We start from the raw sequence: 13,020 nt of genomic DNA on the forward strand, positions 1-13,020 counted from the left end.
AAATCTTGAGTGATACAAAATGCTTAGTAAAGAGTTGATCGAAAAAAATGTTGATTTTGTTTTACAGATGCCAACTCTTTTTGAAAAGATCGAACACTTCTTGTTAGCTGGTAATGTAACTGAGGCAGTTATTACTTTACAAAATATAGCATCTTTTAAAACTTATTTTAACTCCATTTTTAAACGTGCAAAATTTGATATTCCTTATGATGGCGACGATTTGGTAGTAATAGCAAATATGCTTGGCATTGATACTTTTAGAGCGATAGTGCTTTCTTATTTTATATTTTTAAAATCCCCAAAAATTTATAAGGTATTTAATTTTAAAATCGTCGATTTGATCGAGCTTAATGCTAAAATTTTATCAGATTGGCTAAAGGTATTAAATTCTTTTAAAGAAAAACGCTACAACTATTTATCACTTGCTCCGTATTCTATGGCCTGTATTATAGTGTGTGAGAATTTATTTTCGAAATTTCCATCTTGCATGTCAGACGTTATTTTGTATTCTGACGTAAGCTATAATAAAATTTTGCAAAAAAAATATGGCTTTAGTCTTTGGGATATTTTTTTAAAAGCAATGAATATGAATAAACAATCATTAAGTAGGATTGATAAAGAGATGCTTTGTTTTTTTGAGATTTTGCTCTCTTATGAGTCCAGTAGGCCTGAATTTTATGATTTTGGAGTTGATAAAATTTTAGATATCAATGTTTATCCAGAGATGCAAACCATTATATTTATTAAAAAAGCTCTACAAAAATGAAATTAACTTTTAATGGTTCTATGGCAATTATAAGGCCTTTTGGTTTTTTGGAAGCAGAGAATGTTCCGTTAAAATTAAGTGAAAAATACATAAACCAAATTTCATCGCGAGATATCAGCGCTATACTGCTTTCACTAAAAAAAGTTACATTTTTTAGTCCTATTTGGCTTGGTAGAGTAATTGAAAATTTAAGCGAAGAAGCGCAAAAGCTTGGCTTGGTATTTGCGATTTGCGATTACAATGAAATTTTTTATGAATTGATGATGAAAACAGTTAAGAATATTTTAAATATTTCAATGTTTGAAAGTGAAAATATCGCAAGCTTGTTTTTAAATAAATTTCTAAACAACGCAAATGACAAAGTTTTCATTTATAACTCAACTGAGCAGTACAAGCACTATTTGGCCAATTATCTCAAAAATCGATCATTTGATGTGGTTGAGGCTAGAGATGCGACCGAGTTTAATAAAAAAAAGAATTTATATAGTTATGCAGTATCACAGCTAAATCATGTGAGATTAAGACAAAATCAGATAGATACTTTTATAAAAGATGGTGTTGTTATTTATGCCATAAAAAGTTTTATGGACTCAGATTTTATTGAAGATTTTGATATGTCAGCTCATGATATTATGCTAAAAATCGGATATAAATTTTTTATTTTATGGGTAAATATTTCTGGCGCTTTAAATATAAGGGGTGCAAAATTTCTAATCAAACTTGCTAGCATTAGCAAAAGATCAGGTGCATTTATTTCGCTTTGTGGCATAAACGAATCAAATTTATCTATTGAATTAGTAACGTATCTTAAAGATGCAAATATATTTATCTATAAAAATTTAAATGACTTTTACAAAGATGACACTATTTTTTATCTTAAAAAAAGAGACTTTGATGCAGAGCCAGTAGATATTAACAAGAGCGTTGCTCAAATTTCATCTTATGTGACTCAAATTGCGAGCAAAATTATCTCGCAGTTAGCGGAAGAAGAAATTTTGTGTGTTGATACCAAAGTTAGTGCGCTTGACATAGAGGATGAGTGCGATTATTTGCGTATTTGTGTTCAGTATTATGGTGATATTTATGCAAGAGTGCTATTTGGTGTAAAAAAATATAAGTTAGATAAAATTTGCTCTATTTTTATGCCTGAAGGCAATGATTCAAATGATTATTTAAGTGGATATTCTCAAATTTTTAGTATCATTACGGATAAATTTTTGACTCATCTTTGGCAAAAAGGCATAAAAGTAAAAGTTAGTTTGCCTAAAATTTTATCCGATGATGTTTTTTTTGATCACAATAGTGTAGGCATCATGAATAGACTAGATGTAAAAGATGACGAAATAGGCTTTGTATTTGTAACCAAGTAAGGAGAAGAAATGTATGTTGCACCTAGTATTTTATCGGCTGATTTTGGAAATTTGGCAGCTGAGATAAGAGCTATTTGTGAGGCTGGGTGCGATCTGGTGCATGTTGATGTTATGGATGGGCATTTTGTGCCAAATTTAACTATCGGACCAGTTGTGGTAAATGCCGTTGCAAAAGCAGCCACAAAGCCACTTGATATACATTTAATGGTTGAAAATAACTCGTTTTTTGCTGATCTTTTCTTGCCACTAAAGCCAAAATTTCTAACCTTTCACATTGAAGAAGAGAAGCATCCATTAAGGCTCATCGATCACATCAGGAAAAATGGCGTTGGCCCTGGCATCGTGTTAAATCCGCATACGCCAGTTAGTGCGATCGAGCATATTATTGATGAAGTCGATATGGTGCTTTTGATGAGCGTAAATCCTGGCTTTGGCGGTCAGAAATTTATGCCAGTCGTGCTTGAAAAGACAAGGGCACTAAGGGAGCTAATAGAACGCAAAAACGCCAAGTGCCTCATCGAAGTGGATGGCGGCGTAAACGGACTAAATGCGCCTGATCTTGAAGAGGCTGGAGCTGATATTTTGGTGGCTGGCAACTACATCTTCTCGTCAAATTCTTACAAACAAGCCATTCGCGCCATAAAGCTTGAGTTTTGAAACCAAAAAAACAGCGTTTAGAAAATAGCATAGAAATTTTAGCCAAGCAAAATTTAAGCTATCATGAGTTTATTTTAAGATTTAGCGATATTGAAGAAATTTCATCACTCATTGACGTGCGCGATCTTGATATGTGGCGAACCCTTGGGCTTGACATTACCAGAAATGAAGAGAATGAGATCGAGCTTGGTACGAGATTTAGAGATATTGGCGAGCAGGAATTTTGCGTGGTTGATATCGAAACGACTGGTGGTACGACGAGTGGTCAGATCATTGAAATCGGTGCAATCAAAATGAAAAATGGCGTTGAAATAGGGCGTTTTGAAAGCTTTGTGGCAGCTCCTGTGGTACCTGAAAATATCACCGAGCTAACCGGCATAAAGGCTAGCGATTTAGTTGGCGCGCCAAATTTGCTAAACGTACTTGAGCGGTTTAAAATTTTTCTAGGAACTAGCGTCTTTATAGCGCACAACGTAAATTTCGACTATGGCTTTATCTCTCATAGCCTGAATGAGATCGGTCTTGGTATGCTGCTAAACAGAAAGCTTTGTACCATCGATCTTAGTCGCCGCACTATCGCTTCGCAAAAATACGGACTTGGCTCGCTAAAAGAGCTTCTTGGCATAAATAATACCCACCACAGAGCGTTAAATGATGCAATAGCAGCAGCTGAAATTTTTAAAGTCTGCCTCACACGCCTACCTTTTAGTATCCAAACGACAGAGGATCTCATAAACTTTAGCAAAACGGCTCCAAGCGTGAAGCTAAAACCTGAACCGGTTTTGTGTGCGAATTAGCAATAAAAAATTATCCATAATCCTAAATTTTATCATTAATTTTTATGTGATCTTTGTTTTTAAAGGATTGTGGGCAGTTTTGCTAAATTTTATAAAAAAGGAGGCAAATGAGTCAGAAAAATTTAGTTTCAAATTTAATCTCAGCTGACGATGAGATGCTCGCTTTTTTGTCAAATTTTGGTAGAAATTGGTGCGTGAGTAATGATGGAGCGGAGTTTATAGAACAAAATTTGACCTTTATCGGCTCAAAGCTAGTTTTGAGAAATTTAAAAGGTTACAAAACGGTTAAATATAAAAATTTTGCCGACATTAAAAAATTTCTCAGCTCAAATCCAAGCATCAAAAGTAAAATTTTAAGTGGTGAGATAAGCTACATCGGCGATAGTTTAACAAATATAGAGATTAAATTTGCGCCTGAGTATTTTTATGATTTTTTAAAATTTATAGTTGGAAATATCCCAGAACATCACTATTTTTGTAGTCCCAAGGAGGACTGGATATTGTTTATTGCGATGGAGGGATATGTGGAATTTGGTGTTTTGCACTAATAAATTTATTTTTAAGCAGTTGTCTAAAATTGTCCATAAAAACAAAATGTGAAAGAAAAATTATTCGTAAAAATTCTTAAAATTAACAAAAAACCGGGCTTGCATCCTAACACCGCTTGTTGCTAGCAAAATTTAATCAATTTTTTTATATAATCCCTATTTTTCACAAAGGCAAAAAGATGGATAGAAAATCTTGGAGTTCAAGGCTCACATACATTTTAGCTGTTGCAGGAGCTACGGTTGGCTTTGGCGCGACGTGGCGCTTCCCGTATCTAGTCGGGCAAAACGGTGGCGGCGCTTATGTGCTCGTGTTTTGTATCGCGATGATCGTGATCGGCATACCGATGATTCTAGTTGAAAATGCGATCGGTAGACGCCTAAAATGCAACGCTGTGGATGCTTTTGGTGGATCGATAAATGGCAAAAAGATCAGCAAAAAGTGGCAGATCGTTGGCTGGATGGGGCTTGTTGGTGCTTTTGGCATTATGGCTTACTATATGGTTATTGGTGGCTGGGTGCTAAACTACATCGCCCAAATTTCATTTGGTTTGCTTGATCTCTCGCATGTGGTTAGTTTTGAGGAGACAAGTGCGTTTTATGAGCAAAATATCGTAAGCAATCCACTTGCTATCAGCTTTGCGACTCTTGTTTTTGTGCTGGTTAATTACGCTATTTTGGTGCAGGGTGCGGTCGGCGGTATCGAGCGATCAGCGAAATTTTTAATGCCACTACTTTTTATTTTAATGCTTATTATGATCGCTAAAAATATCACGCTTGATGGTGCAATAGAAGGCGTAAAATTTTACTTAACGCCTAATTTCTCAAAGATAAATTTAAAGCTTTTCGTTGATGTTTTGGGGCAGGTATTTTTTGCGCTCTCGCTTGGTTTTGGTGTGATGATCACGCTTTCTAGCTTTGTGAAAAAGGATGAGGGTTTGGTTAAAATTTCTATCATTACAGGCATTTTAAATACGGTAATTGCCGTGCTTGCAGGCTTTATGATTTTTCCTTCTCTTTTTAGCTATGGTGTATCGCCAGATAGTGGTCCAAGCCTCGTGTTTAAGAGCCTGCCGATCGTTTTTTCTCACATGCCATTTGGTGGTTTTTTTGCGGTTGCGTTTTTTACACTATTAATGATCGCCGCGCTTACAACATCACTACCAATATATGAAGTAATAATCACAACACTTCAAGAAAAATTTAAGATAAAACGCAAAAAAGCAATATTTTTAGTCCTTGGTGGTATATTTGTTTTAGGAAATTTACCTTCGCTAATGGCCACAAACATACTAAGTCATGTAAGCATTTTTGGTAAGAATATTTTTGACGCATATGATGCAATAAGCGCAACGATATTTTTTGTATTTACATCATTTGGTTGTGCAATATTCGTAGGCTGGGTGCTAAAAGATGATGCAAAAAAAGAAATTTTGCAAGGTAGTGAAAAACATGCAAAACTAATAAATATCTGGTTTTGGTATATAAAATTTGTCGTACCGTTTATCATTTTGGTACTTTTTATCAGCTCGTTTTACGATAATTTTTTAAAATAGGGCGTAAAAATATGTTTTATTTTTTACTCGGTATTTACTTTTTTTACGTTGCCGCAAAGGCGTGGCTGGCGATTTTGCAGATAAACTTTATCCGCGCAGAGGCTAAAAAGCCAGCCGTCGTGCTAGAGCAGAATGAATACGAAACCGCTGCCGCCGTAGCGATAAGCAATCAAAAATTTGAGCTAATTAGCCTACTTTATCACGCTGCGATATTTATGATGTGGGCGTGCTGGGGGCTTGGCGCGATATCGGGGCATGCCTATAAAACGGGAGATATAGGCGATAATGTCTTTATGGTTATGGTATTTTTGCTTGTTTCGTCGCTGCTGGAGCTACCGCTAAACATCTACGAAACCTTCGTCAAAGATAAAAAGCTCGGCTTTTCAAACGTAACGCCTAAAATTTTCGCGCTTGACCTGCTTAAAACGCTCGCGCTAACGCTGGTTTTTGGCACGCTGTTTGTGTGGCTGGTGCTACTTTGCATTAGATTTTTGGGCGATTTTTGGTGGTTTTGGGCGTTTTTGCTTAGCTTTGCCATCGCGCTTGTTATAAATCTCATCTACCCGACGCTCATCGCGCCAATTTTTAACAAAATGCAGCCGCTAGAAGAGGGCGAGCTAAAAAGCCGTATTGAAGGGCTTTTGGCGCGGTGCGGGTTTAAAAGTAGTGGCGTTTTTACGATAGACGCTAGCAAGCGCGACAACCGCCTAAACGCCTATTTCGGCGGCCTTGGCACGACTAAACGCGTGGTGCTTTTCGACACGCTCGTTAAAAAGCTAAGCTTAGATGAGATAATCGCTGTTTTGGGGCATGAGCTGGGGCATTTTAAGCATAAAGATATCCTAAAAATGATCGCTCTAAGCGCGGTTATGCTTTTTGCGATGTTTTTTATATTTGGCAACATCCCTGACGCGGCGTATCAAGCGCTTGGGCTTCATAGCGGAGGCGGCGGAGTGATCGTGTTTTTGCTGCTTTTTTCGCCGATTTTCGGGTTTTTATTTTCGCCGGTGAGCTCGTATTTTAGCCGCGCGAACGAATTTGGCGCCGATAGATTCGCTGGCGACGTCTCAAACAAAGCTGACATGATAAGCGCGCTAAAAAAGCTAGGCTCCGAAAACAAGGCCTTCCCGAAGGCTCATCAGCTCTATGCGTTCGTCTATCATTCGCACCCAAGCCTCTTTGAGCGTATAAACGAGCTGGAAAATGAAAGTTGAAGAGGCTCTTAAAGAGGCTAGTTTAAGGCTAAGCTCACTTTGCCAAAATCCAAGCAGAGTGGCTAAAATTTTGCTTATGAACTATCTTGACGTGAGCATTGAATGGGTATTTTTAAATCAAAAAAATGAATTTGATGAGAGCGGCTATTTCGCTCTAGTTAAAAGGTATGAAAACTACGAGCCTCTTGAATATATAACTGGTAAAGCTAGCTTTTATGGGCTTGATTTTTACGTGGAAAGTGGAGTGCTTATCCCAAGACCTGAAACAGAAATTTTAGTGGATAAAGTAATAGAAATTTCACGCGAATATAAAGAGCCAAAGATCGCAGAAATAGGCACAGGGAGTGGCATTATTAGTATCATGCTAGCTCTAAAAACAAAGGCAAATATCGTAGCAACAGACATCAACGAAAAAGCTTTGATGCTTACTAAAAAAAATGCAGATAAATTTGATGTAGGTGGGAGGATCAAATTTTTAAACTGCTCTTATGTGGATGAAATTTTAGAAGATATTGATATTTTGGTTTCAAATCCGCCATATATTGCAAGAGGCTATAAACTTAGTAAATTTGTACTAAATGAGCCAGAAAGTGCGCTCTTTGGAGGCGAAGTAGGAGATGAAATCTTGAAAGATATTATTCTCATAGCCAAAGATCGTAATATCAAAAACGTTGCTTGTGAGATGGGGTACGATCAAAAAGCAAGTATGCAAAAATTCTTAGAGGCCAATGGTTTTGAGTATAGTTTTTACAAAGATTTAGCTGGCTTTGATAGAGGCTTTTGCGCGAAGTTAAAAATATAAAGGAGAGAGTTTGAGAGGAGTTTATTTTTTGCTTTTGGCAGTACTTATAGGAGCTGAGCTAACGCTTGGTATCTTGGTGGCGCCAGTCATATTTTTCCCACAAAGCATCATAGGAGATGGCGTACTTACGCATTTTATGAGCGGTCAAATGATGACAAAGATATTTTTGAAATTTAATTATATTTTGCTTTTTGTAAGCATAGTTGTAGTGATTAGCGAGCTATTTGATCTTAGAAAAAAGCTTATTTTTTCACTAAAATTTAGCATGTTAATGCTTGCTTTTTTAAATTTGGCTTTAGCTTTGAGCTTTGTATTTTTCTTTACACCTTTTATAGTTTACGCTCAGAATTTGGGGGTCGATGCGACACAGACGGCTGAATTTGCCAAAATGCATAGTGCAAGCGAATATGTGATGAAAATCATGCTTGTTTTACAAATCATTTTATTTTTTGTGAAATTTAAGATTAGCCAAAATGAACGCAAAGCCTGATATTCAAGTTTTAACAAATTTTCTAGCTGAATACACGACGGCGATGGTGAGCGCTGGCACCTACACAGCGCGTGTAGAAAAGTGTGTAGATCGCATAGCTAAACACTACGGCTACGATATTAGCGTGACGATTTTCGTGAAGTATTTTACGATTAGTGTCATGGACTCGGTCGACAACTCCCTGCGCCGAACCTATGTGAAAAAGATCCCGTTTGGTCATGTGAGCTTTAACCGCATTTCCGAGCTTTCATCGCTTAGCTGGCGGATTTTAGATGAAAATTTAAGCTTAAACGAGGCAAAAGAGCAGTTTGAGGGCGTCATGCGCATCGGGGCGAACAAATTTGCAAGCTCGCTTATTTTGATCAGTCTTGCAAATGCGGCGTTTTGCAAGCTTTTTGGCGGTGATATGGGCTCGGTAGCTTGCGTATTTTTCGCGACGCTCGTGGGGTATAGCCTTAGATTTGCGCTTGCTAAAATGGGCGTAAATTTAAAAATCCAGTACGTTTTGGTCTCGTTTGTGGTCTCTTTTATCGCCTATCTTGGCGTATTTTACGGCTTTACGCACACTAGCGACGTGGCGATCGGTTCGTCGATACTGTTTTTGATGCCGGGCGTTTTTCTCATAAACTCGGTCTTTGATATCCTAAATGACAACACGCTAGTAGGCATCAGCAGAGCCGTGAGCACGGGCATCCTGATACTTTGCATCGCGGTGGGCGTCTATATCACGCTCTCGCTTAGCAATGCGGAGATTTTACATGTTTGAGCTTTTTACCGCAACTCTCATAGACGGCGCTTTTGCCGCGGTGGCGGGGCTTGGCTTTGCCTACGCTAGCTCTCCGCCAAAAAGGACTCTCGCATTTTGCGCGCTACTTGCGGCTTTTGCGCACGCTAGCCGCTTTTGGATCATGCAGATGGGATTTTTTAACATCAGCGTCGCTACGCTTATTGTCTCATTTTTAAGCGGAATTTTGGGTATGCTCTTTGCCAAACGGCTCAAAGTGCCCGCCGAGATCATCGCGTTTCCCGCGCTTTTGCCGATGGTGCCTGGGGTTTACGCGTATAAGGGTATTTTGGCGCTGTTTTCGTTTCTAAACGAGACTGATATTGCTAAGAAAAACGAATACCTAATCATATTTTTCGACAACGCTATCACGACCACGACGGTCTCGCTAGCTCTAGGCGTGGGCGTTTCGGTAGTGCTGATTTTGTTTTACGATCAGTCCTTGATGATTACTCGCGGCGCTAAGTGTGATCTGGCGACGAGAAAGATGCGCGAGTAATTTTAACTTTTGGCATAGAAATTTTGTATGGCTTTTTGATAGTTTTTATTATTTTTACTAGATATTTTCTCAATTTAGCCGATATAGCTTAAAACTAAATTTTAAAAAGGATTTATGATGTTAAGCGGTATCGGCGGATTTTCTATCGTCGCTAAAAATTTTCAGCTAAACGAAAAACATAGCATAAAGAGTCAAATCATATATAAAAATGAAATCTCGCAGCCGAATACGGTCGAGCACAAATTTAACGAAGTTTTAGGCTATAAAGTAGATGCGGACGGATATTTTACGTCCGAATTTAACGAAGCCGCAGGTATCCCAAAGGACTACAAAATCCACTCTGATACCTTAAAATCTCTCGTGAACGTAAATACTAATTCGGGCATTTTAAAAGCTGATTTTAAAAACATAGATATAGCCAAAACAGTCGGCAATGCATATAAAATTTTATCCCAAGTAGTTGGCGAGGACGTTTTAAATTCCAAAGAAAGTTTTAACAAAGAAGATCTCGCTAAATTTCCTCAAGGATATGAATACGACAATAAAACGCTCAAGGTATTAAAGCTTCATAGCAAAATATCAGACTATATGGGAGCCGATAGTAGCTTTCAGAGAAATGAACGAACTAGCATAACGACTACTTTTTATAATAGCTCCACGATCGGTTACTACTCAGAGCATAAGAGCTTAAAACCCTCTACCGATATATTAAACAGCAACAGCGGCGGCAAAGAAGATATAAACAGCGGGATGTATTTTGATACTACAAAAGACAAATATACGGGTAAAGACGGCAATATAACCAAAGGCGGGCTTTTGATCGGTATTTTAAACAAAAATAGTCACGCCATAGAAGGTGAAACCACCTATCACGGCAAGATTAACGGGCTGGATAAAAACATATCCTCGCAAGAGTACCAAGCAAAAATTAAAGCCTTTACCGACTTGCATGGACATAAATACGATAAATACTCGCAATCTTTAGTAGATTCATTGCCTCAAGATTTAAAAGATTTCGTAGATTTTGCAAGGAGTTTAAAATTTGTCGGCGAGATAAACGTTAGCGACGACGGCAAAGAATCAAAAAGCCTCTTTGAAATAATGCAAGAGGATATGAAAGAGGCGCAAAAACGCCTAGAAAAGCTAACCAGGCAAGAAAAGCGAACGCAAAAGATGCTGGGTAAAAACAGAAAATACGACAAAGAGCTAGAGCAAAATACTAGAAAAAATTTAGAAGAACTTCGGGCGATGATGAAATTTAACGCTAAGAGCGTGGATATAAAGGCTTAAAAGGATTAATATGATAAGCGGCGTAAACGGATTTAATGCAAACGTAAATTTTGATTTTAGTAGCACTCACGGGTAAAATTTAAAAACGCATGAGGAAAAAGAGACGGATATAATGGGTCTTTTAAGAAAAATCAGTAAAATGTGCCTTAATCTAAAAGCCTAAGGAGTGGCTGTGAAAATACGAATCTACTACGAAGATACCGATGCTGGTGGCATAGTCTATCATACAAACTACATAAAATTTTGCGAGCGAGCTAGAAGTGAAGCATTTTTTCAGGCTGGATTAAATTTCACAAAAGAGGGCGGATACTTTGTAGTTTCGTCGCTTGAGGCTAAATTTATAGCTTCTGCTGTGCTTGGCGATGAAGTATTTGTTAGAACTAAAATTTTAGAGCTTAAAAAAGCTAGCCTTGTTTTGGAGCAAGAAATTTATAAATTTGATGACAAAAATGCCGAAAAACTACTCTTTAGAGCGACGATTACGTTAGCATTTATGAAAGAAGAAAAGCTTGCTAAGATAAATGATGAGATAAAGAAATTTTTGGAGAATTCTAAATTTTAGATCGTGGCTAAGTTTAGAAATTTAACTTTAGCCACTTTGTGCTTTTACATTGAGCTATTTTGATCGAGTAAAATTTCTTGATTTGCTTCGTTAAAGTGGTCGCTTTTTGCGTTATAAATTTTAACTCCATATAAAACTTGAGAGTTTTCAACTCTTTCGGTAAAAATTCTATCAGCACTTTTATCTATAAAATTTGTATATATATACTCGGCACCAAAAGCACTTGAATAGCCGATTTGTGAATATCTAAAATCTACATCAAAAAGATCACCAAGCCCCAAAAATAAGTCGTTAATAGGATTTAGTGAGTTTGCAATGAAAAGATTTTGTCTATCTCTTTGCGCGATGGCATTAAAGATATTTGGTAAAAAATTTATCTGCGTACTTAAAAGTGCGTATGGTTTTATCTCAAAGCCCCTCATCTGCGTTGCTACAAGAGAAGCTTTGACGATTGGGATGTTTAAAAATATACTTGCATTATCAAATTTGGATTTTTTGCTTAAAGTATCGTTTAAATTTATATCTTTGCCTACGATAGAGGCTTCATGATAATCGCTACTTTGCATGCGGACATATTCATTTAGCTTTTGCCCTAATGAACTACCATCATCAAATGCAACTATTTTTTCGTTAGAGTAAGCTAGCAAAGCTGAAATTTGCTCTTTATAATCAATGCCACCAAAGATCAAATTTGGCTTTGGATTTATGATAAAAGAGCTATGAACGCTTGGAATGTAGATAAGCTCATTTGATAGAACTAGCGAATTCATAATGTTTGCACCATTTGATGTAAGGGCTGCGATAAAATAATTAAAGCCTTGGACTCTAGCCGTTTGCATAGCATTTGTAAGACTTTGTGGGCTTTCATCGTTGCTATTTATAAATTTGATCTCAACATCTGCATCTTGCTTTAAGACATAGCTTAAGACCGCGTTTGATACAACATTTGCATAAGATTTTATAATCTTTTGTGGGATGATTACAGCGATTTTGCCGCTTTTATTAACTTTTAAAATAGCTTCACCACCAAGAGAGATATAAAGCTCCAAAAGAGCGTTATCGTCTATTTTTGTTGGCTCAAATCTCGCCATAAAACTAGCCAGTAAATCAGCCTTGATAAGCTCATTTAAGCAGGCATTATCACAGAATTCTGGTTCTAAATTTATATAAGTAATCTTTGCTGGAGGTATGCTTGATATACTTTGGTTTTTTGTAACATTACTCTCAAAATTTATCTCATCTTGCGATGCAAAAATAGTCGAAAAAATGGCTAAAAAAAGTAAAATTTTTCTCATATCACTCCTTTGATCTTACTTAAATCATCTATAAAAATATTTTCAAAACTAGGATTTTTGCTGATCCACTCTGGCGAAAACGTTGGTAAAATAAGGCTGTTTTCATTTTTTAAAATACTACCTCTTATGCTTGAAAATCCGCCTTTTAATAATAAATTTGGATATAAATGGACAAAAGCTTTCTCTCCTAAAGCCACGATTATCTTTGGCTTTATCAGCCTAATCTCTTCAAACAAATAAGGACGACAAAGCTCAATAGAACGGCTTAAAATTGGACTTTTATCATCATTTTGTGAAATTTCACACCGAAGTAGAGAACTTATATAAATTTCTTTTATATCTAAATTTAAACTTTTTTTTATTGCATTTTCTAAAAATTTTTTACTGTTATTT

General features: G+C 36.9%; 15 protein-coding genes. 13 read left to right on the plus strand and 2 right to left on the minus strand.

Going from position 1 to position 13,020, the window contains the following annotated elements; genetic code table 11:
* The first annotated feature begins 19 nt into the window (after positions 1 to 19).
* From F3H01_RS04020 to F3H01_RS04080, 13 genes are all read left to right on the plus strand, one after another.
* Positions 20 to 766, plus strand: coding sequence for a hypothetical protein (locus F3H01_RS04020; protein ID WP_149724930.1), 747 nt, complete (start codon positions 20 to 22; stop codon positions 764 to 766).
* 47 nt (positions 767 to 813) lie between these two features.
* Positions 814 to 2,136, plus strand: coding sequence for a hypothetical protein (locus tag F3H01_RS04025; protein WP_188116347.1), 1,323 nt, complete (start codon positions 814 to 816; stop codon positions 2,134 to 2,136).
* A 9-nt stretch (positions 2,137 to 2,145) separates the two neighbouring features.
* Positions 2,146 to 2,793 carry a ribulose-phosphate 3-epimerase gene (rpe, locus tag F3H01_RS04030; protein WP_149724932.1) on the plus strand — a complete coding sequence of 216 codons (648 nt, stop codon included), beginning with the start codon at positions 2,146 to 2,148 and terminating at the stop codon, positions 2,791 to 2,793.
* Positions 2,790 to 3,590, plus strand: a complete 801-nt coding sequence (locus tag F3H01_RS04035) for a 3'-5' exonuclease (protein WP_149724933.1) — start codon at positions 2,790 to 2,792, stop codon at positions 3,588 to 3,590. Before rpe ends, F3H01_RS04035 begins: the two co-directional genes overlap by 4 nt.
* A gap of 107 nt (positions 3,591 to 3,697) precedes the next feature.
* Positions 3,698 to 4,138 carry a hypothetical protein gene (locus F3H01_RS04040; protein WP_149724934.1) on the plus strand — a complete coding sequence of 147 codons (441 nt, stop codon included), beginning with the start codon at positions 3,698 to 3,700 and terminating at the stop codon, positions 4,136 to 4,138.
* Between the two features lie 179 nt (positions 4,139 to 4,317).
* The gene (locus F3H01_RS04045; protein WP_149724935.1) at positions 4,318 to 5,691 is read left to right on the plus strand and encodes a sodium-dependent transporter; all 1,374 of its coding nucleotides are present in this window, start codon (positions 4,318 to 4,320) and stop codon (positions 5,689 to 5,691) included.
* Positions 5,692 to 5,702: 11 nt separating this feature from the next.
* The gene (locus F3H01_RS04050) at positions 5,703 to 6,905 is read left to right on the plus strand and encodes a M48 family metallopeptidase (protein ID WP_149724936.1); all 1,203 of its coding nucleotides are present in this window, start codon (positions 5,703 to 5,705) and stop codon (positions 6,903 to 6,905) included.
* On the plus strand, positions 6,895 to 7,707 hold the full coding sequence (gene prmC / locus F3H01_RS04055) for a peptide chain release factor N(5)-glutamine methyltransferase (RefSeq protein ID WP_149724937.1): 813 nt from the start codon (positions 6,895 to 6,897) through the stop codon (positions 7,705 to 7,707). The genes F3H01_RS04050 and prmC overlap by 11 nt, the downstream gene beginning before the upstream one ends.
* A gap of 10 nt (positions 7,708 to 7,717) precedes the next feature.
* On the plus strand, positions 7,718 to 8,197 hold the full coding sequence (locus F3H01_RS04060) for a DUF4149 domain-containing protein (protein WP_149724938.1): 480 nt from the start codon (positions 7,718 to 7,720) through the stop codon (positions 8,195 to 8,197).
* Positions 8,181 to 8,963, plus strand: a complete 783-nt coding sequence (locus F3H01_RS04065) for a threonine/serine exporter family protein (RefSeq protein WP_149724939.1) — start codon at positions 8,181 to 8,183, stop codon at positions 8,961 to 8,963. The genes F3H01_RS04060 and F3H01_RS04065 overlap by 17 nt, the downstream gene beginning before the upstream one ends.
* Positions 8,956 to 9,480: a threonine/serine exporter family protein gene (locus F3H01_RS04070; protein WP_149724940.1), complete on the plus strand. Its 525-nt coding sequence runs from the start codon at positions 8,956 to 8,958 to the stop codon at positions 9,478 to 9,480. Before F3H01_RS04065 ends, F3H01_RS04070 begins: the two co-directional genes overlap by 8 nt.
* 117 nt (positions 9,481 to 9,597) lie before the next feature.
* Positions 9,598 to 10,770, plus strand: a complete 1,173-nt coding sequence (locus F3H01_RS04075; RefSeq protein ID WP_149724941.1) for a Cj0814 family flagellar-dependent secreted protein — start codon at positions 9,598 to 9,600, stop codon at positions 10,768 to 10,770.
* 172 nt (positions 10,771 to 10,942) lie between these two features.
* Positions 10,943 to 11,332 carry a YbgC/FadM family acyl-CoA thioesterase gene (locus F3H01_RS04080; protein WP_021090498.1) on the plus strand — a complete coding sequence of 130 codons (390 nt, stop codon included), beginning with the start codon at positions 10,943 to 10,945 and terminating at the stop codon, positions 11,330 to 11,332.
* 44 nt (positions 11,333 to 11,376) lie between these two features.
* Here the strand turns inward: F3H01_RS04080 and F3H01_RS04085 are convergent, their stop codons facing one another.
* On the minus strand, positions 11,377 to 12,627 hold the full coding sequence (locus tag F3H01_RS04085) for a hypothetical protein (protein ID WP_149724942.1): 1,251 nt from the start codon (positions 12,625 to 12,627) through the stop codon (positions 11,377 to 11,379).
* Positions 12,624 to 13,020: uracil-DNA glycosylase family protein (locus F3H01_RS09400; protein WP_316349172.1), on the minus strand; the 397-nt coding region annotated here is incomplete at its 5' end. The genes F3H01_RS04085 and F3H01_RS09400, both read right to left, overlap by 4 nt.

The sequence above is a fragment of the Campylobacter concisus genome, from assembly GCF_902460875.1.
Classification (GTDB): Bacteria; Campylobacterota; Campylobacteria; order Campylobacterales; family Campylobacteraceae; genus Campylobacter_A; species Campylobacter_A concisus_AA.

Bases quoted from the DNA above. Each gene is read 5' to 3' on its own strand.
- prmC (WP_149724937.1), top strand. From the start codon at position 6,895: ATGAAAGTTGAAGAGGCTCTTAAAGAGGCTAGTTTAAGGCTAAGCTCA.
- F3H01_RS04065 (WP_149724939.1), top strand. From the start codon at position 8,181: ATGAACGCAAAGCCTGATATTCAAGTTTTAACAAATTTTCTAGCTGAA.
- F3H01_RS04040 (WP_149724934.1), top strand. From the start codon at position 3,698: ATGAGTCAGAAAAATTTAGTTTCAAATTTAATCTCAGCTGACGATGAG.
- F3H01_RS04075 (WP_149724941.1), top strand. From the start codon at position 9,598: ATGTTAAGCGGTATCGGCGGATTTTCTATCGTCGCTAAAAATTTTCAG.
- F3H01_RS04085 (WP_149724942.1), bottom strand. From the start codon at position 12,627: ATGAGAAAAATTTTACTTTTTTTAGCCATTTTTTCGACTATTTTTGCA.
- F3H01_RS04070 (WP_149724940.1), top strand. From the start codon at position 8,956: ATGTTTGAGCTTTTTACCGCAACTCTCATAGACGGCGCTTTTGCCGCG.
- F3H01_RS04020 (WP_149724930.1), top strand. From the start codon at position 20: ATGCTTAGTAAAGAGTTGATCGAAAAAAATGTTGATTTTGTTTTACAG.
- rpe (WP_149724932.1), top strand. From the start codon at position 2,146: ATGTATGTTGCACCTAGTATTTTATCGGCTGATTTTGGAAATTTGGCA.
- F3H01_RS04050 (WP_149724936.1), top strand. From the start codon at position 5,703: ATGTTTTATTTTTTACTCGGTATTTACTTTTTTTACGTTGCCGCAAAG.
- F3H01_RS04045 (WP_149724935.1), top strand. From the start codon at position 4,318: ATGGATAGAAAATCTTGGAGTTCAAGGCTCACATACATTTTAGCTGTT.